The organism is Weissella coleopterorum (genome assembly GCF_011304355.1).
Taxonomy (GTDB): domain Bacteria; phylum Bacillota; class Bacilli; order Lactobacillales; family Lactobacillaceae; genus Weissella; species Weissella coleopterorum.
In genome coordinates this window covers 518,311-541,609 of sequence record NZ_CP049888.1, presented here as the reverse complement: position 1 = coordinate 541,609, position 23,299 = coordinate 518,311, and the positions used below count along the sequence as shown (strand labels likewise).

At 37.9% G+C, this 23,299-nt stretch carries 25 protein-coding genes and 2 pseudogenes; 5 read left to right on the top strand and 22 right to left on the bottom strand.

The genetic code is table 11. The features are described 5' to 3' along the window. Positions 1-65: 65 nt before the first annotated feature. The 12 genes and pseudogenes from G7084_RS02845 to G7084_RS02795 all read right to left on the bottom strand — a co-directional run bounded on the left by G7084_RS02845 (position 66) and on the right by G7084_RS02795 (position 10,085). Positions 66-377, bottom strand: a complete 312-nt coding sequence (locus G7084_RS02845; protein ID WP_166009880.1) for a hypothetical protein — start codon at positions 375-377, stop codon at positions 66-68. A gap of 5 nt (positions 378-382) precedes the next feature. Beyond that, the gene (gene glmM, locus G7084_RS02840) at positions 383-1,741 is read right to left on the bottom strand and encodes a phosphoglucosamine mutase (RefSeq protein ID WP_166009878.1); all 1,359 of its coding nucleotides are present in this window, start codon (positions 1,739-1,741) and stop codon (positions 383-385) included. Between the two features lie 38 nt (positions 1,742-1,779). Beyond that, positions 1,780-2,061 (bottom strand): CdaR family protein, encoded by a 282-nt coding sequence (locus tag G7084_RS08385; protein WP_343032831.1) that lies wholly within the window; start codon positions 2,059-2,061, stop codon positions 1,780-1,782. Beyond that, a pseudogene (locus G7084_RS08380) lies at positions 2,062-2,562 on the bottom strand (CdaR family protein); the annotation flags it as partial. It abuts the gene before it with no gap. A 192-nt stretch (positions 2,563-2,754) separates the two neighbouring features. Further along, positions 2,755-3,570 (bottom strand): annotated as a pseudogene (gene cdaA, locus G7084_RS02830) (diadenylate cyclase CdaA); the annotation flags it as partial. Positions 3,571-3,582: 12 nt separating this feature from the next. Then, on the bottom strand, positions 3,583-5,643 hold the full coding sequence (locus G7084_RS02825) for a Na+/H+ antiporter (protein ID WP_166009876.1): 2,061 nt from the start codon (positions 5,641-5,643) through the stop codon (positions 3,583-3,585). Between the two features lie 38 nt (positions 5,644-5,681). Next, positions 5,682-6,578: a UDP-N-acetylmuramate dehydrogenase gene (gene murB / locus G7084_RS02820; RefSeq protein WP_166009874.1), complete on the bottom strand. Its 897-nt coding sequence runs from the start codon at positions 6,576-6,578 to the stop codon at positions 5,682-5,684. Positions 6,579-6,589: 11 nt separating this feature from the next. After that, entirely contained in the window at positions 6,590-7,123 is a 534-nt protein-coding gene (locus G7084_RS02815) for a 3'-5' exonuclease (protein ID WP_166009872.1), read from the bottom strand. Beyond that, on the bottom strand, positions 7,120-7,635 hold the full coding sequence (locus G7084_RS02810; RefSeq protein WP_166009870.1) for a GNAT family N-acetyltransferase: 516 nt from the start codon (positions 7,633-7,635) through the stop codon (positions 7,120-7,122). Before G7084_RS02810 ends, G7084_RS02815 begins: the two co-directional genes overlap by 4 nt. Before the next feature lies 1 nt (position 7,636). Next, positions 7,637-8,104, bottom strand: a complete 468-nt coding sequence (gene tsaE, locus G7084_RS02805) for a tRNA (adenosine(37)-N6)-threonylcarbamoyltransferase complex ATPase subunit type 1 TsaE (RefSeq protein ID WP_166011673.1) — start codon at positions 8,102-8,104, stop codon at positions 7,637-7,639. Positions 8,105-8,296: 192 nt separating this feature from the next. Continuing rightward, positions 8,297-9,286 carry a phosphate acetyltransferase gene (pta, locus tag G7084_RS02800; RefSeq protein WP_166009868.1) on the bottom strand — a complete coding sequence of 330 codons (990 nt, stop codon included), beginning with the start codon at positions 9,284-9,286 and terminating at the stop codon, positions 8,297-8,299. Between the two features lie 112 nt (positions 9,287-9,398). Further along, on the bottom strand, positions 9,399-10,085 hold the full coding sequence (locus G7084_RS02795) for a uracil-DNA glycosylase (RefSeq protein ID WP_166009866.1): 687 nt from the start codon (positions 10,083-10,085) through the stop codon (positions 9,399-9,401). Positions 10,086-10,120: 35 nt separating this feature from the next. On the opposite strand from G7084_RS02795, the gene G7084_RS02790 reads away from it, so the two are divergent. Then, positions 10,121-10,714, top strand: a complete 594-nt coding sequence (locus G7084_RS02790; RefSeq protein ID WP_166009865.1) for an LURP-one-related/scramblase family protein — start codon at positions 10,121-10,123, stop codon at positions 10,712-10,714. An 84-nt stretch (positions 10,715-10,798) separates the two neighbouring features. On the opposite strand, the gene G7084_RS02785 is transcribed toward G7084_RS02790, so the two are convergent. The 6 genes from G7084_RS02785 to G7084_RS02760 all read right to left on the bottom strand — a co-directional run bounded on the left by G7084_RS02785 (position 10,799) and on the right by G7084_RS02760 (position 14,994). After that, on the bottom strand, positions 10,799-10,999 hold the full coding sequence (locus tag G7084_RS02785; RefSeq protein ID WP_166009862.1) for a PspC domain-containing protein: 201 nt from the start codon (positions 10,997-10,999) through the stop codon (positions 10,799-10,801). Between the two features lie 17 nt (positions 11,000-11,016). Further along, complete coding sequence (locus G7084_RS02780; protein ID WP_166009860.1) at positions 11,017-12,099, bottom strand: DUF4097 family beta strand repeat-containing protein; 1,083 nt, start codon at positions 12,097-12,099, stop codon at positions 11,017-11,019. Beyond that, the gene (locus tag G7084_RS02775) at positions 12,096-12,434 is read right to left on the bottom strand and encodes a PadR family transcriptional regulator (RefSeq protein ID WP_166009859.1); all 339 of its coding nucleotides are present in this window, start codon (positions 12,432-12,434) and stop codon (positions 12,096-12,098) included. The genes G7084_RS02780 and G7084_RS02775 overlap by 4 nt, the downstream gene beginning before the upstream one ends. Before the next feature lie 187 nt (positions 12,435-12,621). Continuing rightward, positions 12,622-13,398: an ABC transporter permease gene (locus G7084_RS02770; RefSeq protein WP_166009858.1), complete on the bottom strand. Its 777-nt coding sequence runs from the start codon at positions 13,396-13,398 to the stop codon at positions 12,622-12,624. Further along, positions 13,395-14,039 (bottom strand): ABC transporter ATP-binding protein, encoded by a 645-nt coding sequence (locus tag G7084_RS02765; protein ID WP_166009857.1) that lies wholly within the window; start codon positions 14,037-14,039, stop codon positions 13,395-13,397. Before G7084_RS02765 ends, G7084_RS02770 begins: the two co-directional genes overlap by 4 nt. 13 nt (positions 14,040-14,052) lie before the next feature. Next, positions 14,053-14,994 carry a Dyp-type peroxidase gene (locus tag G7084_RS02760; protein ID WP_166009855.1) on the bottom strand — a complete coding sequence of 314 codons (942 nt, stop codon included), beginning with the start codon at positions 14,992-14,994 and terminating at the stop codon, positions 14,053-14,055. A gap of 295 nt (positions 14,995-15,289) precedes the next feature. On the opposite strand from G7084_RS02760, the gene G7084_RS02755 reads away from it, so the two are divergent. Further along, a complete protein-coding gene (locus G7084_RS02755; protein WP_166009853.1) occupies positions 15,290-15,718 on the top strand; it encodes a Fur family transcriptional regulator in 429 nt (142 codons plus the stop codon). A gap of 89 nt (positions 15,719-15,807) precedes the next feature. Here G7084_RS02755 and G7084_RS02750 read toward each other — a convergent pair whose 3' ends face one another. The 3 genes from G7084_RS02750 to G7084_RS02740 form a co-directional block, all read right to left on the bottom strand. After that, complete coding sequence (locus G7084_RS02750; RefSeq protein WP_166009850.1) at positions 15,808-16,983, bottom strand: DUF2075 domain-containing protein; 1,176 nt, start codon at positions 16,981-16,983, stop codon at positions 15,808-15,810. 106 nt (positions 16,984-17,089) lie between these two features. Continuing rightward, positions 17,090-18,034: a nitronate monooxygenase gene (locus G7084_RS02745; RefSeq protein WP_166009848.1), complete on the bottom strand. Its 945-nt coding sequence runs from the start codon at positions 18,032-18,034 to the stop codon at positions 17,090-17,092. Between the two features lie 350 nt (positions 18,035-18,384). Beyond that, positions 18,385-18,954, bottom strand: a complete 570-nt coding sequence (locus G7084_RS02740) for a TetR/AcrR family transcriptional regulator (protein WP_166009846.1) — start codon at positions 18,952-18,954, stop codon at positions 18,385-18,387. 92 nt (positions 18,955-19,046) lie between these two features. Here G7084_RS02740 and G7084_RS02735 point away from each other — a divergent pair, with 92 nt between their 5' ends. From G7084_RS02735 to G7084_RS02730, 3 genes are all read left to right on the top strand, one after another. Continuing rightward, positions 19,047-19,997, top strand: coding sequence for an amidohydrolase family protein (locus G7084_RS02735; RefSeq protein ID WP_166009845.1), 951 nt, complete (start codon positions 19,047-19,049; stop codon positions 19,995-19,997). A gap of 184 nt (positions 19,998-20,181) precedes the next feature. Next, the gene (locus tag G7084_RS08120) at positions 20,182-20,409 is read left to right on the top strand and encodes a hypothetical protein (RefSeq protein ID WP_206212049.1); all 228 of its coding nucleotides are present in this window, start codon (positions 20,182-20,184) and stop codon (positions 20,407-20,409) included. Between the two features lie 60 nt (positions 20,410-20,469). Then, positions 20,470-21,231 carry a (S)-acetoin forming diacetyl reductase gene (locus G7084_RS02730; RefSeq protein WP_166009842.1) on the top strand — a complete coding sequence of 254 codons (762 nt, stop codon included), beginning with the start codon at positions 20,470-20,472 and terminating at the stop codon, positions 21,229-21,231. A 222-nt stretch (positions 21,232-21,453) separates the two neighbouring features. On the opposite strand, the gene G7084_RS02725 is transcribed toward G7084_RS02730, so the two are convergent. Next, entirely contained in the window at positions 21,454-22,593 is a 1,140-nt protein-coding gene (locus G7084_RS02725) for a glycerate kinase family protein (protein WP_166009839.1), read from the bottom strand. Positions 22,594-23,299: the final 706 nt, after the last annotated feature.

The following is a 23,299-nucleotide window of genomic DNA, read 5'->3' as shown; positions in this document are numbered from 1 at the left end:
CCTAATTCAATCGATAAAAAATTTTAAAAAAAGCCAGAGGTAACCCTCTAGCTAGTCTTGGATAATTAAGAAAGTTGGTTTTCCTGCATAATTTTCGCAATTACTGCATCCATAGCGGGGTTTTTAATCCATTCAACCCATTCTGGAATTGCCACCATCTCATAAATTTTAAAATTTTCATTAACATAATGTTCATACTTTTCCACGCTAGCTGAATGGGGAATATTAATTTTCATAATACGAACTTCTTTTAACATTCCTTGTTCCACTGCATACTCAGCTTGACCATTATGCAATAAATTTCCGATTTCATGATATTTAGTGCCATCATTTCGTGTGATTTCTTCAACCACATCTAATATTTGAAAATCTGCCATGTAAATTAAATTCCTACTTCGTTTATAACAACATCAACGATACGTTTTACATAATTCTCAACTTCAGTTTGCGTCGGAGCTTCAGCCATAATCCGCAACAAATTTTGGGTTCCTGATGGCCGCACTAAGACCCGTCCATTGTTCCCCATCTCACTCTCAACTTCGGCAATAACCGCTTGAATCGCCTCGTTATTCAATGCTGCTTTTTTATCTTGAACTTCAACGTTCACTAATTGTTGGGGATAGATACTAATTTCAGCTGCCAACTCAGATAATTTCTTCCCTGTATCTTTCATAACATACAATAATTGTAGAGCGGTTAACATACCATCCCCCGTTGTTGCCCAATCTAGGAACACCACGTGTCCTGATTGTTCTCCCCCAAGGTTATAACCGGTCTTTAACATTTCTTCAACCACATAACGGTCTCCAACGGCTGTCCTAACTGAATTAATGCCGTTTGCCTCCAAGGCTTTATACATTCCAATATTTGACATCACTGTCGTTACGACTGTATCTTTTTTCAATCGCCCATTTTCATGTAAATATTTTCCGGTAATAAACATAATCTTATCACCATCAATAATTGCTCCGGTCTCATCAACTGCAATTAAACGATCCCCATCTCCATCGAATGCTAATCCGACTTGCGCCCCTTGTTTAACCACAAATTCTGCTAGTTTCTCAGGATGCGTTGATCCTACCCCAGCATTAATATTTAACCCATCAGGGCTAGTTGCCATGGTTTCAAATTCAACTTCTTCATCTGCGAATAGATTGGCAACCAAACCGCTCGTTGCCCCATTGGCAGCATCAATGGCCGCATGAATGCCTGTCAACTTTGATGGAATTGTCGTTTGCAAAAACTCCAAATATTTAGCTACTCCTACTGGGAAATCTGTGACAACCCCTAAGCCTTCAGCAGAAGGACGTGGTAACGCATCTACTGGAGTATCTAATAAAGTTTCAATTTCGGCTTCAATCGCATCAGATAATTTGAACCCATCGGACCCAAATAATTTAATTCCATTATCTTCTGCTGGATTGTGAGAAGCCGTAATTTGGGCCCCTGCATCAGCCTGATCAGCTCGGACTAAGTAAGCTACCCCTGGGGTAGAAATTACACCAAGCTTCAAAACTTCGATTCCAATTGAAAGAAAACCAGCAATTAATGCACTTTCCAGTAATTGACCTGAAATCCGTGTATCACGTCCAACCAACACCCGTGGCCGCCGCCCTTTTTCCGCATGCTGGGTTAAGATGGCCCCTGCAAAGCGACCAACTCGAAAGGCTAATTCTGGGGTCAATTCCTTATTGGCAACTCCACGTACGCCGTCCGTTCCAAAATAATGTAAATCTGCCATCATATTTCTCCTAAATATTAGTTTATTGCATTCATTTGTTATTGTTTGGGTTCAATGGTAATTTGAACAGTTTCATGATCTGCTGTGATTCCATCAGGAATAACAAGGTCTACCGTTTGTTGACTAGTTTGTGTTACATTGCTTAAGTCTACTGTGGCTGTTACATTAGAAATTTTCGCCAGCTTTTCAGCATCACCCGACAATTTAAGTGAATTAATATCCGCAGTAATATCAAATTGACTAGCATCGCCATTCTTACTTTCAATTTTAATGGGTACATCTTTATTTCCAGTCCCCGCCTTAATTGGAATATTAACCACCGCCGTTTCAGGACTAATCGTCACATTTACAATATTGCCATTGACGTCAATTGCCTGCAAAGCGACTTTTTTATTAATATCCGTTTTAGTATTCCGATTAAGTTGGACATTGGCTACCACTCGGTTAACCGATGACACTGCCATCTGTGAGCCAACAATTTGAGCAGTTGTAACACTTGAAGTTACATCACCCACTTGATACCCATCTGCAATAGCTTCCTTATTATAAATCGTTTGAACCTTAAAGCGTTTTGTCGCCCGTTTAGCAATATTTATATTAAAAGTCTTTTCATTCAAGCGATATGTTAATTCGTGATTTAATCCACTTACTTTTAATGAAATCTGATGACTTCCGGCCGATAAACCTTTTAAGTCTGCATAGACCTGAAAATTTTTAGTGTTCATGGCAGCTGTTACCAAAGCAGATGGCCCCGTAATTTTGACATCTACCGTCTCAGGCAAGCCCGTAATCAAGTAATTATCAGTACTAATCCCTGATGTCTGAATAGGCATCGTAACGGTTTCCGTTTTTTGTAACCCTAATCCCATTAAGCCAGTTGAAGTCTGTTTTTGCACCGCTGACGAACGACTAAGTGTTGTCCCATCAACATAAATTGCCAATAAAATTGCCATTAAGAGGGATAGAATTAAATATATGATTTTGCTAACATTCATTTTAAACATATTAATCCTCCCCCGCTTAAACCAATTCATGAAAAAGAGCCGGTCAGTCCAAGTATTTTTTCCTTCTTGATTGACCAAATTCACCGTTAAGTATTTAACGAAATCCGCTTGGGTTAAATCTTGCATCAATTCCGAATTACGGGTTAATGTAATTCCACCCGTCTCTTCTGAGACAATAATAGTCAATGCATCCGTTACTTCTGAAATTCCAACTCCTGCACGATGCCGTGTTCCTAGTGATTTAGGAATCGTCGTATTATCTGATAGTGGCAAATAGGCCGCAGCTACCGCTAGACGTTCATCTTTAATGATGACTGCTCCATCATGGAGTGGCGTATTAGGAATAAAAGTATTAATTAATAACGCACTGGACACCGCGGCATCAATTTTAATTCCTGTTTCAATATACTCTTCAAGCCCCGTTTCCATCTCAATGGTAATTAATGCCCCAATTTTACGCTTGGACATATATTGCACCGCTTCATCCAGCTGTTCTACTAATTTTTCACCAACTTGATGATTTTGTTTTTTGAAAATTTGTGATCGTCCTAAATGTTCCAAGCCTCGCCGAATTTCGGGTTGAAATACGATCACCAACATAATCACTCCCCAATTAATTAATTGGTCAGTTAACCATGAGATCACTGTTAGACCAATATACACGGCAACTAATTTAACAATAATCACAATTGCCACACCCCGAATTAAGGTAATAGCCTTTGTCCCTTGCATTAAACGCATCAATTGATAAATAATAAACCATACTAGAATAATATCGACTACCCGAACAAAATTAATACTAGTTAAAGCTGCCATCCAATCCATTCAAACTTCCCCCTATCTTGTTTCATTAGTAAGTAATGCGGCTTCAGAATAGTTCACGCCTTGTCTTAATTTAACATTTGTCTCAAAAGAAATAAAATGAGCTGCAAAGAGGTGTTGGATGGCCTCTCTTTGTGCCTTTAAGCCGACCAACTCGAGATCCAAGCGCATTAAATGCGTACTTTTTTCAAATTGTTCAGCTGTTTGTCGACTCTGATTGATTCGATTTTGATATGAAATAATCAAATTGTGCGTTGTTGGATATTCGCGTTTCATTCGCTTCTTATCCATACACTCCAATTCATACTCCAAGGCTTTAATTGCTGCTTCTCCACTCGCAAATTGCGCTAAGGCTGATTCATCTCGAATCTGTTGATTATCTTCATCTGTCCACCAGATTTTAACGGATCGCCAGGCCATCCGCGTTAAATATTTCGTACGTCGCCATAATTGAACTTGACCAGGTTTTTGCACAATATAATTTAAATTATTCTCTAGTCTTTCAATTCGTTGAATTTCATTATTATAAACAAATTCAGAAATTTTTTGTGTATTCAGCAACTGTTTCAATGGGGTTAATTCTGCTTCTAAAGCAATTTTTCTTAACCGAACTTCTGCTTCTAAAATCGGATTTAAGGCTTCACTATTCATATTTTCCAACTGCAATTGGCGAATCTGATGTTGATATTCAAGTACGATTTCATAAATCAAAGCCGCATTTTCTTCTCGATACTGTTGTTCAATAATTCGCATCGCAGATTGTAAGATATATACATGGGCTCTTGGCTCAGACATATGCTGAGCAACTTGGCTTGTTTTCTTAGTCGGCTTTGTTCCATGCTTTGAAACAATTGGTAGTAAAGTCACAGCTGCTAATAATGAAATAATAATTACTGTTGCGGAGATAAATAACATTAACCCCCGCGCTGGAAAAGGTGTCTGTCCGTCTGATAACACCAAGGGCACCGACAAAACTCCAGCCATGGTCACGGCACCACGAACCCCACTGAGTCCGGATATAATTGCCATTTTCCATGTGGGACATTCCTGCTTATGCCGATAAAAACGCCAAAACTGATTACCATAAGTCCAAAAAACGCGAATTAAAAAAATAATCAGCCACGTTAAGATGGCATACAAAAACACCATGGGTAGGGCTAACTTTCCTGTATTCGCCGCAAAATTTTCCATGGCCACAGGCAATTCAATTCCTAATAGTACGAAAATCGCACCATTGAATAAATATCCTAAAACATCCCAAGTTTGCAATCCGACCACATGCAGTTCACCAGTATAATTAACATTATTTTTAGTATGTAGATTCGAAATAATCGCCCCAACTACCACGGCAATTACCCCTGAAGTATGAAAATGTTCTGCCACCAAATAAATGACAAACGGACTAAAAAGTTGCAAAACGACGACAAATACGACGTCATGAATGCCTCGGCTACCAATATAATCAAGAATAAAATTAATGATTGAGATAATAATAGCGCCAATTAGAGCTCCCACTAAGGCTGTATATAAAAACTCATTTGTCGCCTGCCACAATGAAAAAGTACCAGTGACCGCCGCCGCTAAGGCAAATTTAAAGGCAACTAGTCCACTAGCATCATTAATTAAACTTTCGCCAGAAACTAAATGTAATAATTTACTTGGTAATTTCACACTTTTTGCAATCGCCTGTACTGCAACTGGATCCGTTGGTGATAAAATAGCAGCCAATGCAAATGAAACGCTTAGTGATAATTCAGGAACAAATGTATAAATTAGAAAACCACCTAAGACCGTTGTTAAAAGAACTAAGATAATTGCATTTCCAAAAATGGGTCCACGCAAGGCCCACAATTCTCTTTTCGGAAAACGCCAAGCATCTGAGTAGAGTAAAGGTGCAATAAATAATAATAAGAACCAACTGGTATCTAATGTAATTTGAACCTTGAAAAAAACCGCTACAATTAATCCTAACAAGATTTCAATTAAACTAACTGGTAATTTAGGCAACAAATGTGAAATTAAGTTACCTATTAACACAATTCCCAACAAAGCCACTCCTGTTTCAATTAATTCCATGGCAACCCCTTTCTAGCATGATTCGGAGGCCTTTTCGCTTAGCTGAAAATGCGCACTTCCGTTTCCAATTGTACATCAAATTTTTGAGCCACCACTGCTTGAACTTGCCGAATAACTGCAATATAATCTGCCGCAGTTGCATGATTGACATTTACGATAAAGCCGGCATGTTTAGTGGAAACTTGTGCTCCCCCAATGGTGAAGCCCTGTAGACCTGCGTCCATAATTAAACGACCTGCATAGTATCCCTCTGGACGTTTAAAAGTCGATCCACATGAAGGATATTCTAACGGCTGGCGTAAGGCACGACGTGTATTAAAATCTTCCATTAACATTTCAATCGCTTTAAATTCACCAGGTACCAGCTTAAACGTTGCATCTAAAATCACATCCCCTGTCGTTTGAACCAAACTGTGTCGATAACCAAAGTCCAGTTCAACATTCTGATAAGTTTTGATTTCGTTGGTAGGTGTCAACACAGTAATTGAACTAATCCAATCGGCCGACTCGCCACCATAAGCGCCAGCATTCATATAGACGGCACCTCCGACGGATCCAGGAATTCCCGCCGCCCATTCAATGCCTGAAAGGCTATCTTGTAAAGCCGCTTGGGTTACATCAATTAAAGGTACTCCTGCACCGGCTTTAAGCGTCTGATCATCACGATTGATTGTGATTTGGTTAAGATGGCTCAAGAAGATCACTAGTCCCTCTAATCCCGCATCGCCAATCACTAAATTAGACGCATTCCCTAGAACTGTCACCGGCATTTTCTCTTGTCGCACTAAGGCTAAGACGTCAATCAATTCTTGTACGCGGTGGGGCCAGAATACCCATTCGGCTGGTCCCCCTACTTGAGTATTAGTATATGGTGCCAATTTTTCATGACTTTTGATATCAAATCCAGGGAATTTTGCTTGCAAATTAATGGTCATTGTCTGTCCTCCTAAATTACTTTTACTAAGTTCTTGAGCGGATCAACCCCAAATTCTTGAGCTTGGGTTAATAAAATTTGAGCTGCAGCCATGGTGTCATCTAGGGCGTGATGATGATGATTTAATGGAATATCTAATGCCTCCGCCACGGTATTTAGTTTGTGATTGATCAATTGAGGGTAAAACCGACGCGAAGTTTTGACTGTGTCTAAGGATAAATAGTGAGGTGCTGGTAAGTGATAATATTCTAAACTAGCTTTCAAAACACTATTATCAAATGCCGCATTGTGAGCTACCACTAACTGTTCGCTGGTATAAAATTGTTGAATTTTTTGCCAAACTAATGGGAAACTAGGTGCATCTGCAACGTCACGAGGTTGAATCCCATGAATCCTAATATTTTGTTGGCTAAAATCCGTCGGTGGATTCAATAACGAATAAAATTCGTCAACGATCTGACTTTCTCGCACAACCACAACCGCAATTGAAACGGCACTATATCGTTTGGCGTTTGCTGTCTCAAAATCCATTGCAATAAAATTCATAAATCTTTTTCCTCTAAAATCATATCAATAGTTTCAACGAGCACCCCTTGAGCGTGCATCGTTTTTTGGTTTGATCTTTCAATATATTTAAAATTCATTTTTTCATATAGATGTCGAGCTCGTTTATTTTGAATTTGAACGGTCAAAAAGAGCTGCTGACTTGAACTATACTCAACAAACCAATCCAATAAATTTTCCATTAGAGCTTGGCCTAACCCCATTCCTTGAATTTTCTGTAAAATTGCCACTCCAATTTCGGTTTGATGTAAAGCTGTTGAATTCGGTAATGCTGTTAAAATGCCATAAAAATCATTCTGCTCATTTACAACTACCAAAATCAAAGCATCCGTTGAGATTTGAATTTCTGCTAAACTCATGGATAATTGTTCCGGTATAAGCGTATCTAAATTTTCAACAACCTCAAAAGTCGTTGATTCCGCCTGTAATTGTCTCAGTAATTTGATAATTGCGGGGGCATCACTTGGCTCCGCTCCACGAATATATAATTCCATGTTAATCTTCCATATTCTTAATCATATCCGCTAATGTAGGATCAAAACTACTAATTTCGATCATCCGTAAATCGCCACTGAGATCATCGTCTAATCGTTTTAATTCAACTTGAATAACAGCAGATGGTAACAAATCTTGAATAAACTCTGCCCATTCGATCAGAACTACGCTATCAGGTCGAAAATACTCATCCAATCCTAGTTCGTCGGCTCCACCTTCTTCTCCTAAACGATATACATCAAAATGATATAGTGGGAAATTTACAGTTTCATATTCACGTACTAAGGTAAAAGTCGGACTTTTTAGTGGTCTTTGAATGCCTAATGCACGAGCAAAGCCTTGTGTAAAAGTCGTTTTACCGGCTCCTAAATCACCCTTCAATAAAATAATAGTCCCTGCTGTAATTTGTTGAGCTAGATGTCCAGCCAATGCTTGGGTTTCTTCAACCGTTTTTACAATTCTTTTCATATTTAAAATTATATCATTTTTCCCGATATTGGTCTCTCTCATCATAAAACACTACCAAATCTAAAGCCTGAATTAACCCGTTCATCTAACATCATGAACAGACACTAAATTAAAATCGTTGCACATTTAATTATTAAAAAAGCCCAAGAGGAAAATCTCTTTTGGGCTATAAAATGAATATCTAAATTAATTTTAATTTACACGATTTTCAACGACTTGGGCCGCAGTAATAATCGCAGTCTTATACACATCTTCTTCGTTTGCACCACGTGACAAATCAGAAACTGGTGCCGCTAAACCTTGTAAGATTGGTCCTACTGCTTCAAAACCACCCAAACGCTGGGCAATTTTGTAGCCAATATTCCCTGATTGCAAATCAGGGAACACGAAAACATTGGCGTGCCCTGCCACCTTTGAGTCGGGGGCTTTTGAAGCCGCGACACTTTCGACAAAGGCCGCGTCAAATTGAAGTTCACCATCCAGTGCAAGCTGAGGATCCATAGCTTGTGCAATTTCAGTCGCTTCTACCACCTTATTTACTTGCGGTGCTGCTGCTGAACCTTTAGTAGAAAACGAAAGCATAGCAACCTTCGGATCAATTCCGAAGACTTGTGCTGTTCGAGCAGACTGAATCGCAATTTCTGCCATCGTTTGTGCATCTAAATCAATATTAATTGCGGCATCAGCAAAAATATATCGTTCGTCTCCACGTTGCATAACAAATGATCCAGAGATTCTTTTTGATCCAGGAATTGTTTTAATAATCTGCAAGGCCGGCCGGACAGTATCTCCCGTCGGATGTGTCGCTCCTGAAACCATTCCATCAGCCTTATGCAGGTAAACCAACATTGTCCCAAAATAATTAACATCCTTTAACCATTTTGTCGCTGTCGCCGCATCCGTCTTACCATTCCGACGTTCTACTAAGGCATTAACCATCTTTTCATGATCAGCTTTAGGGTATTCAATTGGATCCATAATTTCAATTCCCGTGAGATCATTACCCTCAGCTTCAGCAACCGATTCAATTTCTTTCCGATTTCCTAACAAAATGGGCTGAACTAAATGATCAGCTAACAGCCGTATGGCCGCTCCTTGAATTCGAATATCTTCCCCTTCAGGGAAAACTAGGATTTGTTTTTGATCACGTACCTTTGTCGCTAATTGTTCAAACAGTTCCATGATTGACTCCTTTTATCTTTAAAAATGATTAAAATTGATGAGCACGCTTACACTTCTATTATCGCAAAAACATAGCCCTTTTTACAAGTGAAACTTTGCACCAAGTTTTAAATTAACCGACTTGTGTATTCCAATTTATAGGTGCAATCTTATTTTCAACAAGATACTGATTAATTTTTGAAAAAGGCCGACTACCAAAAAAACCGCGGTAGGCTGCTAGTGGGCTTGGATGTGGTGCTTGTAAAATCAATTGATTTGAATTACTAATTAATGCACTTTTTAGCCCGGCCGGCTTGCCCCAAAGTAAGTATACCACTGGTTGAGGTTGTTGGTTAATGACCGTAATGACAGCATCAGTTAACGGCTCCCAAATTAAATTTGCATGCCCATTCCGTTTCCCTGCAGGAACTGTTAAAATCGTATTTAAAAGTAACACACCCTGTTGGGCCCAAAAAGTTAAATCTCCATTTTGAGGCGCAGCCTGTTGCAAGTCGTTTGATAGTTCTTTATATACATTCACTAACGATTTCGGTAAAGCCTGATTTTCAGGTACTGAAAAACTCAGTCCCATCGCTTGATTTGCATTGGGGTACGGATCTTGTCCTAATAAGACTACTTTAGTATTAGACAATGGTGTCAACTCAAATGCCTTAAAAATTTGATCTAGCGCCGGATATACATTTTCATGTTGATAAACCATTTCAATAAAATTCGTTAGTTCTTTCCAATATTGAGGTCCTAATTGTTGATTTAATGGTTCCCACCAATCGGTTCCCTTTAATGAATCTAAATTCGACATTATTATCTCACTTTCTATCGTTAGGAGGATGCCACATGTGTTATTTCATATTACATCAAACACAAGCAACCAAACAATATGGTTCTAGTTGGGTGACCGATCAGAATGGCCATACAATTTACTTTTTACGTGGTCAGTTAAGTCAATATTACTATCAACTTCAAATTCATGATGCTAAGAATATGTTTTTAGCTGAAATAAAGCAACTTAACACAGGAATAATCCCGCGTTTTAAGATTCAATCTGGAGAGCGTCAGTTAGGCTCTTTCGGTCTGGCATTACCGATGCATGAGGTGATCTACATAAAACGCCTTAATTGGGTCGTCTTCGCCCACCCAAAACAGAGGGCATATTACATTTTTAAAGGAAGACAGGTCTTATTGCATAGTTCGCTCAATCAACATCAACAACTTGAAATAAATATTACGCAATCAAAACAACAAGCATTACTAATTCTCATCATTGCTTTTCTAGACCGCTACCAACAAACCATGATGCCCCTAACACTCACTCAAAAATTACAATTAAATTATCAACAATTAGCCCTAAACCCCACGTTTAATCCTCAATTTAAATCAAAACACCCGGTCTCATCAATTACATTTAAAAGTGGTGAATACCATCTTTAAACGTAATTCGTTTAATTTAAATTTAAGCCCAAATAAAAAAGTTTAACCAGCCATAAATAGTGTTGGTTAAACTTTTTATTTTTATTAATTTTGATAAGGCGACTCAGGAATTACTAATAACAATAGTAGGTACAAAATCCCAAATGGGAAAAAGCCGGTAAAGATAACCAATAATAGATAGATGATTCGCAAAATTTGTGAATTCCAACCGAAATACTCGGCTAAACCACCCAACAAACCGGCTAAGACTTTATCTTGCTTTGAACGATATATTTTTTGCTTCATAACTAACACTCCTTTTTTTATTTAATTATAATATTTCCAAACGAAGTCTGTGCTTGCACTCGAAATGTCGGATTAGATCCAACTTGGGCATTCAAGTTGGTTGAATCCGCTTGCACCTGATGTTCGCGCAAAACACGAATTGATCCCATCGTAGTATGTCCATTAAGATAGTAACTAATTTCTGGCTTAAATCGAACGTTAATATTACCAAGAGCTGTGCTAAAATCAAGATCACCTAGAATTCGATCCCAACTCAGTCCTAAATTACCTGCATTGACATCAAAATCACCACTACCAATCAAATCAAATCCATTCACATTACCTGCTGCAACATTCATATTAAAATAAGCTTGAACCTGATGCATCGTCAGCTCTCCAGCAGAGACTGATCCTTGCAATGAACTTGCAACTTTAACATCTTTTAAACTGGCCTTCCCAGCCCGAAGATCTAACTGGAGTAATTGACTCTGTACTCGGTTAACATGCAAAACGCCCGCAGACACGGTTAAATTCAAGTGTTGTGCTAATTTCAAATCAGTAATAAACACTTCACCTGCATTTAATTTCAAATTCAGATCTCCCCGATAATTAGCTGGGAGTTCAATTTTAATCACATTTTTAAAGCGGCTACGGGTGGTTTCTGTAAAAATGTTTAATAAGCTCCACCCTGACAAACGAGGGGTCGTGATATTATAACTTCTCATACGATCATCAATCTGAACTGCTAATTCAGGATGTTCATGATTAAAAACTTGTTCCACTTTCGGTTTAGATCCTTGACCTGCGACAATGAAAACTTGACCAGCAAAGACATTAACATTAATTACATCATATTCATTTTCAATGGTCTGTTGCTGTAACACCGGCAGGTTATTATTTTGCTCACCATTAATCATCTCAACGATGGGCGTTAAATCACCTAAATCTCGCATAACATGATCAATTGCTTTGACTTCGTCAATTTGGGGATGTGCAATCCGATAATCTTCTAAAGCCTCGTTGGCATCAGCTAACACTTCTTGTTTAAACTCAATTAACGGTAATGTCATTTCATAACCGATGAATATTTCATTTATACGATTTTCTAAATCCTGATTCATAGGCTTTCTCCCATCAATTCATCAATTGTTTTTTTAGCAAACTTCCAGGCCGTTTTCTCAGCTTCTAACCGTTGTTCACCCGCAGTGGTTAAAGCATAATACTTCCGTCGTGCCCCTTTAGTCTCATCACCATAATAACTATCAACTAATCCTGCTTTACCCAATCGCCGAAAAACCGAGTAAAGGGTAGCTTCATTTAAAATATATTCTTGATTAGTTAGGTCAGCAATATCATGTGCGATTCGATAGCCATAGGAATCACCTTGTTTCAAGCGATTTAAAACGATGGCATCAGTATGTCCGCGGATTAAATCTTTTGATAATTCATTCTCCATTTACATTACCTCACTATACCAACTACTATATCACGCACTACTATCTGTGTCAAAGTAATTACAAATTTAAATAGCTAATATTTTGAATTCAGCATCACTGGAAGGCTTAAAAAATAGAATTAAAAAAAGACGATCTTGATAGATCGTCCACTCTAAGGATGGCAAAGTATATATACATAACTCCGCGCTATCGAGTTTCTTTTTTAGGCAAAATTAATTGCCACTCTGAATTGTAGAATTGTCGATAAGCGAGAAATGCCGACCAAGCTGACGCAATACCAGTTGCCGCTAACAACATGAACACCACCATAATTTGGTATTTAATCGCGTTAATTGGCGAAATACCGGCCATAATTAATCCCGACATCATCCCCGGTAACGAGACAATCCCATACGTTTTAACAGAATCAATCGTCGGTTGCATCCCCGTTTGGATCGCCGTCCTAAAGATATCACCTGAAGCTAATTTCGGATTAGCTCCTAACGCTAATCGTTCAAAAACCTGACCCTGTTGATCTAAAAATTGTTGCTGTAAACTTCGATAAACTAACCCTACTGCAGTCATCGAATTTCCAGCAATCATCCCGGTAACTGGGATTAATTGAAATGGTTGTGGTTTAATAACTCCAGTCAATAATAGAATCCCCATTGTCAAAAAAGTCGATAGCATCAACCCGCCCCATGCAATCCAAAAAGCATATCGAATACCACCTCCACGTTTTTTACCATTCCAGGCCGCATTGAAGACAATTAACAACTGCATCGCCAAAGTTAGGACCAAATTATTAACTTTAAAAATCGTGGCTAACAAATAACCAACAAGAATCAATTGAAGGACCGCTCGAAAAACAGCAATTAATGTTTCACGTTCTAATCTTAATTTCTGTTGGTGACTGATTAATAAAGAAATTAATACTAAACTAAACGCCAATAGTAATGATTTATTATCCACATTTACATTCATTTAATTTTCCTCATTTGTCCAGATTCAAACGTGTAAATTTGTTCTGCTGCTTTGATCTCGTCGTGATCATGCGTGACTGATAAAATAATATTATTTTCATCATGGTGTATTTGTTTTAAGACGGACCAAATGAGTTCCTTGGTCTCTTCATCTAAACCCGTAGAAATCTCATCTAACAATAAAACCTTCGGTGGAAACAACAAATTTCTCAGTAAACCAATCCGCTGTTTTTGACCACCAGATAACTCGGTAATCGGCCTATCCAAATCAATGGCTGATAAATCCATTTGTGTTAATCCATTCAACTGTTTTTGAATATCCGGAGCTAATTTACGTACTAAAAATGGAAGGTCTAAATTATCCCGAACGGTTTCCCCAAATAATTGGGCGGCTTGAACAACATACGAAACATTTAGCCGATATTCACCGATTGCATAATCTTGATAATTTATTCCATTTAGGCTGATTCGCCCTGAGTTTAAAAGGTGTAAACGAGCTAAGGCTTTTAAAAAAAGACTCTTACCGCTTCCCGACTTACCAACTAGTGTAATCCAATCACCAGAAGAAGCCGTAAAATTTAGATCCTTTAAGATTGGTTGCTCAAAGGCGATTGTCAGGTTTCGTACCTGTATTTCATCCATAATTAAACCTCATTTAGAAAAATTCACCATCTGCCATAGCAATTAGCGTGGGTCTTGAAGGAATAAAGAAAAGTTGTCCACTCAATATTTCAGAAAAAGTTAGCAAGAAATCAGATTGTGCTAACATCTGTTCTAACATTGCTTTAGTCACCAACCAGTGCCGGGCATAGCCAATAAAATAAGTTCCTGTGAAATCTAGTGCCGGATTAGAAAATGGAACATTCATACGAATAATTTTTTGTTCAATCCCATCTACTTCTAACTTCGAAGCTACATTATGCGCATTAGGACTTTTGGCATAATCAGCTAATTCCAAATCGTCAAATTTTTTTCGTCCAACGGCCTGTTCTTGTTTTTCAACACTCATTTGTTCCCAAAAAGCCATATTATGTTGCCACTTCTGCGCAAAAGCATAAGAGCCATTTTCGTAGTCAGGATCTTCTGCTCCAATGAGTGCATATTCAGCCGCATCTTCTAGGGCTGGTGCCTCGGTTCCATCCATAAAGCCAATGATAGATCGTCCTTCCAGAAAACGAAAACCTTTAGTTTCATCTAAAACCGAAGTAATGGGACGTAGAAAAATCATCATTTGGCGCAAAACTTCGTAAACGACTGCTTCTTGCGCAGCACGGATATGTAAAAACAAATCACCGCCCGAGGCCGGCATGCTATACTTCGGTCCCGTTAACGTTTGATAATTTTCTAGTTCCTTCGGTACTGAATGATGGGGAAATAGATACTTCCACGCAGTCTGACTTAAACCAATTGCAACTTGAAGGTTATCTTGTGGATTTCTAATCCGCATCGATCGAATAATAGCTTGTGAGCGATCAAAAAATGTGGCCATTGCTGATTGATCCTCTTGCAAGTTCATTCTTTTTAAATTCAAAACTACAAAAGAAACATTCAGTCCCGGATCCTTCCAAACGTCTTGAGCCAAGTTCGCACTTATCATTTTAATTACCTCATTTCACATTCTTGTGATTAATCCATCCTTTGTTTATAATGATTATAAAATAAAACGTTATCTTTGTCGAATTCATCACAAACAACCATTAATATAATTCTATTTTTTTCAAATACCCAGTTAATTAATTTTTGAGCAACATTGATCGACGTACTCCTTTTCCGTCCAATCGTAATCAATGGTATACTTAGCTTATTATTAATAAGTTCCAGCTTGATAATAATTTGGGGCAAGTACTTTGAAAGCCCTAATTAAGACTTACCCCGGAGGAATATTTTTACCCATGAGTGAATTAAATCACGCCTTAGAAATTTTACAAAAACAAGGAATCAAAAAAACTACCCAAAGACGAAACATTTTAGACTACCTGATCCAAAACCGAATCCATCCCAGCGCGGATGTCATTGCTAAAAGTTTGCAAATGAATCTGACAACCGTATACAATACTTTAGATATTTTAATTAATAGTCAATTGGTCTATGTCATTGATAATAATCAGGATGGTAAAAAACATTATGATTATTTTGGTCATCCCCACTATCATGTCCTATGTCGCAACTGCGGTAAAATCGTTGATGGTACCAACATTGATCTGTATAATTTCCCCCGGCTCGCCCACGAAGATAGCAACTTTTTAATTGAACAAACTAGTTTAGAATTTATTGGACTTTGCGAGGATTGCCAAAAGTTATTACTCACCCACTCAACATAAATTTCCCCGTAAACTGTAACGAATTTACCGTTACAGTTTTTTTCATTAAAAAAGAGCCCTATCACTAGCGCTCCATCATTAAAGATCTCTTATTCACCTAATGCATCTTGATTAATTTCCATCAAGCGTGCTCGTAATGCATCGTCATACGCTGTTAAATAGAGCCCATATTTACCACGTTTCATTAAAACATTTAAAACATTGGCAATAAATGCTTGATACTCCTCTTTACTAAATTGACGATCCTTACGTTTTTTAAAAATTTCTTTATGTGAGTATTTTTCTGGAATAATCGTCATCGTATCAGTTTTGGGATCATATCCAAACGAGGGACCAATAATCATCCCCACATAATTCAAATCAAAACCTTGTAACGTATAGATAGTCCCCACTTGCGTAATTGAACCTTCACGCTTAGCCCAATGTGTCCGTTGTGGGTCCCATTCGTCCCAAGGCAAACTGAAGGTATCCATTTCAACATTATGTCGACCATCAATTCGAGGAAAACCAGAGGTCGCTACCACTCGACTCATCCCAACTTCATGGTTCCGTTTTTTAATTTGTTCAAACAGCGCCCCCGCCGTATCAAACATCTTAAATTCGAAATCACTATCATCCGGAAATGCCTTCATTGGTTTTTGATCCGTGAGGGCATCCATCCATGCAACCTGTTGATCACTAGCAACCATTCGATATTGAAAGTTCATATCAAACATTTTGTATGGATGTTGATCGATCGTTTGAAATAATAAATCTTGATCCCAATACATTTTTGACTGAAAAACTTGAGCAAAGTCATAAACTACGACCACCACTTTTGCTAACTCCATCAAATCAGTTAATTGATTTTCACCCCGATAATGCGCATAAGGTTCGGATTTAGAATATAATAAATGTGCTTCATCTACAAAAATAATATCATATTTTTTATGATTCTTTTGTGCATCATTAATTAACGCTGTTGGTCGTCGAATTGATTTTACATTTAAATTCGGAATTGATTCTCCTAAGTCTTGATAAGCTTTGTACAACTCGGGATGATTCACCACTAAGGCCGTCTTAAATTGCTGATCCGTCATATACTTTCGGACTAATTCCATTAATACAACAGACTTCCCCGTTCCAGCTGCACCCTGAATAATAGCTACCGCATGCTGATCTCCATCAACTCCTTTTTGGATATAATCATTAATATCTTGAATGACAGCTTTTTGATCAGCTGAAAGATCATCAACAAAAAATTGTTCTTTTAATATTTTATTCATTTTATTATTACTCCCAATCTAACTTAGATTTTAACATCTTTTTTTGATCAAAAATCATAGATTATCAATTTTATTTAACAATTTACTCGCAGATAAAATCATAACTTCAAAAATTTAATTTAAAATTATTTAAATGCTTAATCACCATTTCAGTCTCATGAAATAAATCTTCAATAATCTTTTGAACGGGTCGTCGAGTCTGAATTAACCCAACAATTTCACCAGCCATAATCGAACCATTTTCCAAATCTCCCTCAAAAGCAGCTTTGGCTAAAGAATGTAGAACCACCGTCTCTAATTCCGCCCATGTTGCCCCCTGCGCTTCTAATTCTAGATACTTATTCGTCATGGTATTTTTTAATGCGCGAACCGGCGCCCCTGCCTGACGTCCAGTGACTGTCGTCGCTGTATCATTTGCGTCAATAATAGCCGCTTTATAGGCGTCAGCAATCGGTGTTTCATCAGCCGTTAAGAATAGGGTTCCGATCTGTCCCCCTTGAGCACCCAAGGCCAAGGCTGCCGCCACTCCCCGACCGTCACCAATTCCGCCAGCCGCAATCACAGGAATATGAACAGCTGAAACCACTTGTGGCACCAACGCCATCGTAGTGGTCGCACCAATATGACCTCCGGACTCCATTCCCTCAGCCACAACGACCACCGCCCCCAACGCTTCCATTTTTTGAGCTAATTTCACTGATGGAATGACGGGAATCACCTTCACACCGGCCGCCAGTAGCATGGGCATATAAGGTTTCGGGGTTCCAGCGCCGGTCATTACAATTGGGACCTCTTCCTCAATAATAACCTCGACTAAATCAGCAATATTATCCATCATTAACATTAAGTTGACCGCAAAAGGCTGATCCGTTGCCGCTTTTACTTTTTTGATTTCCGTACGTAGTCCCGTTTGATCTAGACCAACCGATGTTAAAACACCTAATCCGCCTGCTTTAGAGACTGCAATCACCAAAACGTGATTGGAGATTCGTGCCATGGACCCTTGAACTAAAGGATATTTAGTTCCTAAAATTTCTGTTAATGCTGTCATTAATCACTCACCTCTTTAATTAATTCAACCCTTTGATAATTTTCTTTCATCGGCTTAAATTTTTATGATATACCCAATTAACATCAATATCACATTCAGAGTTCCATTATAACGCGAATAATAAGTCAAATTAGATGGAAAATAAATTATAAAATTAACATTTAACCGAACAATTACCTAAAAGCACGTAATCTTTAGCATTGGAACTAAGATAAAGAGTGTCCAACTACATTAATCCAGTTTTAAATCTTAGAACGATCAACGGATCATGCGGGTGGACCCAACAAGTTATCGCAATCAATACATTAGGATACTTTTTTAAGAAACCCATTGAATTTGATGGGTGTTTTTTATGTATTTGAATTGAAAAGTTCCCCCAATGAGAATCCCTGACTCTTCAGTGCAGACGTAGTCATTTCAGTCACAATAGATGCTATATTTGTGGGTGAAACTAACAGGTCATTATTAAGCCACGACGTAACCACCCCAATATGAGCACTAATCACGTAGTTGCTGACTAGATAACTCAGATTTTTATTATCTGTCATTTGAGAGATGAACACTTGATAAATGTGGACTCCATTTTGATTTAGCGCTGAGATGAACTGTGGCCACATTGAGCTATTATTAAATGCTCTAAAATATACCGCATTTTCAGATATGTAATCAAAATAATGAGTATAGAAACTTATCGGATTATCCGCATTATTCAAAGACGCCCCAGACAATCCCTCCATGTAGTATTCTAGGACCCACTCAAAGAATTCTTCTTTGGTCTCAAAGGAGCGATAAAATGTTGACCGACTTATATAGGCTTTATTTATTAATTCAGATACTTTAATTTCTTCAATCGGTTTGTCGTTTAAAAAATAAGCAAGTGCCTTTAATAACTGTTTCTTACTATTTGAAATTTCTTTCATACATAGTTGACACAGAATTTAAAATTCTGTACCTCCCCAATCTTTGTTTTTAATTCTATGATATATACATATTAACAAACGGAGGCAGACAAATGACTAATAAAATTGATTTTCACACCCACTTTTTACCTGAGGTATATGTTGATTATTTAAATAAGTACTACGATGGCAAAGCGGACGGGGTTCGCACCCCAAAATGGTCACTAGAAGAGCATCTCCAGTTCATGAAAGATAGCAACATTGATCACTCTGTCTTATCACTCTCTAGTCCTCATCCTAGTTTGGGAAATCAAGCTGAGACCATTGCGATTATTTCAGCAATTAATGAAGAGGCCGAAAAAATTAGCAGGACATTTCCAGAAAAGTTTTCCTACAGTGCATCATTACCATTACCATTTATTGATGAAAGTCTAAAAACAATCGAACGTTTCGCAGATACAGCACTTGGATTCTCCTTCCCAAGTAATACACAAGGATTATACCTAGGGGATCCCAAGCTCGATGATGTGATGGCCTTGTTAAATGAAAAGAAAGCGACCATTTTTATTCATCCTACCGAGCCCCAAGAACAAAATATTGATGCGGCAAAAGGTATTAAAACACCGCTAATGGAATTTTTCTTTGACACTACTCGAGCAGTTGTGAATCTTGCTCAATTCCAAATTTTTTCCCGTTACCCAGCAATTAGTTGGATTATCCCTCATGCTGGCGCCTTACTTCCAATCATTGCACAACGTATTTCTGAAGGAAATAAATTCTTATCGGCTCCAACGGATCCGCAACCAGATGATTTATTGCAAGTTATGCAGCAAAAGAATGTTCACTTTGATTTAGCTGGTATGGTGCTACCTTATCAGTTGCCAACACTACTTCAAATTGTCAAACCGGATCAATTGTTGTACGGTAGTGATTTTCCATATACACCAGCGGCTACAACTGATAAGTTGGCTCAAAAAATTGAAGATACTAGCCTATTTTCAAGTAGTGAGCTTAATGCAATTTTCAACGAAAATGCAGGGACAATTTTAACAAATCAAGAGTAGTAACCACTAAGGCTATAGGCGTTTTGATACATCTATGTCAAATAAGTAGATAACATTCCATTCATCCGCATATGATTCAAGCCAGCCGAATTATTGATTCAAAATGCAGCAATGAGTCAACAAATTACAGAAAAAAATACGCGTTATACCGTTTAAAAAATTTTTAATCAAATAAAAATAATTAATGGAGGCCTTTCAAGATTTCCCAGAAATATTTGATAAAGCAATTTTCCATGAATCGCCAATTAATGTATTCTTGCCAAAAAACGATAAGCAACAAGTTCAACAAAACCATCAGGATATCGTAAAATCAGCAAATGGCGGCAATTTAATGACAAACCATACAAACGTGTTTAAAAATACAAATTATTTAAAAAAATATGATGGTTTATTCGCCAACTTAAATAAATGAGCGTAAAATTAGAGTTGTTCATAAGTTGCGATCTTTCAAATAGTAAAGGAGTGTATTTTTATGTCAAAAGTTGCGATTGTTACTGGTGCCGCCCAAGGAATTGGACTCGCCATTGCTCAGCGTCTACACCAAGATGGCTTCAAAGTTGCTTTAGTTGATTATAAAATTGATACTGCCCAAGCCGCTGCGACTGATTTAGGGGAAAATGCGATTGCATTGCAAGCTGACGTTTCTAAACGTGATGATATGTTTAACGCTGTGCAATCGACAGTTGAAAAGTTTGGTGATTTGAACGTCTTAGTTAATAATGCGGGCTTAGGTCCAACCACGCCAATTGATACCATTACCGAGGAACAATTCCAACAAGTTTATGGTGTCAATGTTGGTGGAGTGCTCTGGGGTACTCAAGCTGCCCATGCAGCCTTTAAAAAACTTGGACATGGTGGAAAGATTATTAATGCCACTTCACAAGCCGGAGTTGTGGGCAATCCTGAACTAGCCCTATATTCTGGAACAAAGTTTGCAGTTCGTGGAATCACGCAAGTAACCGCTCGTGACTTAGCTGCAGAAAATATTACTGTTAATGCCTATGCGCCGGGAATTGTTAAGACACCCATGATGTTTGATATTGCGCATGAAGTTGGACAAAATGCTGGAAAAGATGATGACTGGGGTATGCAACAATTTGCGAAAGATATTGCCTTAAAGCGTCTTTCAGAACCAGCCGATGTGGCAAATGTTGTATCATTCTTATCAGGATCTGATTCTGACTACATCACTGGTCAAACTATTATTGTTGATGGCGGGATGCAGTTCCATTAAACTAATTAATTCTTTAAATAAAAACATCTACTGGGTACGGTTCTAATGCTATCCAGTAGATGTTTTTTTATTTAAAATTAGTTTTATCATTTCAATTGATGGCACCCATCACCAGTTAATTTAACTTGATTTGTTTCCCACGATAACCGACTTGGTCTCTCTGATTCTAAGTTTTTTTATTTATAGTTAATTACCTTCATCCAAAAAATTATGTCAATTAATTTATTTTTTTAATGAAATTAAACGAGCTAGATTAGATGTCGTCTGCTTTAAATTCTTGGCCCCATTATCAATGGCAGATTTTAAATCCACCACTCCTGGAACAATGCTAAAAATAGCATCAATACCTAAGTTGTAAAGTGTCGCACTTTCTTTGCCTATCGAGCCAGCTAGCCCAATCACTGTAGCGTGTGGTGCTATGTTCTTCACAATTTTAGCCACACCAATTGGCGCCTTTCCAAATTGCGTTTGAAAATCAATTGAACCCTCACCTACGAAAACATAATCAGCCGCTTTTACTCTTGATTTTAAATCGACGGCTTCCATCATTACTTCAATACCTGAGCGAATTTTAACCGTTGTAAAGGCCATAAAGCCTGCGCCTAAGCCACCGGCTGCACCTGCCCCGGAAATATTAGCAACATTAATTTTATATTGTTTGGTTAAAACATCGGCATAGTGGGTCAAAGCCTGATCCAGTTGTTGGACCATTTCTGGTGTGGCACCTTTTTGGGGACCAAAAACTACGGAGGCCCCTTGATCTCCAATTAATGGATTTTTGACATCGACGGCTAAGATGATTTCAGTTTCCGCTAACCGGGGGTCTAACCCGGCCATATCAATGGTCTCTAAATTTGCTAAAGCTGCACCCCCACGCGTCAAGTTCCTTTTTTGTTGATCTAAGAACCGGACCCCCAATGCTTCTGCCATCCCAGCTCCACCATCATTGGTCGCTGAACCGCCTAATCCAATAATGAAGCGTCGAATCTGGTGATCCAATGCATCTAAAATTAACTGCCCCGTTCCATAGGTGGTTGTCACTAATGGATTCATTTCAGCCTTTTCAACCAAATGAAGTCCTGATGCGGCTGCCATTTCAATCACGGCAGTTTTACTATCACCCAGAATTCCGTAGGTAGCCTGCACGGTACGTCCCAATGGATCTAGTACGTTTGCTACTTGCAGACTTCCATCGGTCGCCTGCACCAAAGTTTCAACGGTACCCTCCCCTCCATCAGCAATGGGAACTAATTCATATTCAGCATCTGGAAAAACTTCCATTAACCCAGCTTGAATCGCTCGTGCAGCATTTTGTGCGGTTAAACTACCTTTAAATGAATCGGGCGCAATTACAAATTTCATTATTCCAACTCCTTCCTAAAATTAATAGTATCTAGATCAAATTAATTCATTGTTAAACCTGACTGGCTTCAGATAATTATCTCTACTCAAATGAATCGTTCCAAGATTTAATTGCTGCTAGTAGCCCATTCTTCGAAAATTCAGGTAACTTAATTCATCTAAATTCAACTTATAGGCCTCTAATATTCTCAGTATGATTTCAAATATTCATAAAACAATCATTTAAATTCAATCTTATTAAATACATCATACCTTAAATTTAATCACTATTTATCAGAAATAAGTTTTCAAATGGATCGATTAAACTGAAACACGTGTAACATCATCTGGCATGAATTAAATACCTCAATTCTTTCATTGAGATATATTAAAAACAAATCAAATTTTTTATCATTTAATCAAAATTTAAAATCAGCCTGCCGTTGATTATCTAAAGACTTTTCCTGAAGTTTTATTTTTAAAAAATTAAGCAAGATAGTTAAACTACTAGCTATGGCAACGCCTTTGCCAAGTCCTTAATAAGATCATTTTTGCGATACTTTAGATATGAAATTCCAAACTTTTAACAAAAAATCATTTAGCCAATCGTCGACTAAATGATTTTTTGTCTCTTCAATTTTATAAATTATTTGCGCTTCTTCCAAATCACATAAAAAGGGTAAATGATCATACATCTACCCTAGAGAATTTAAATGAAAATTATCAT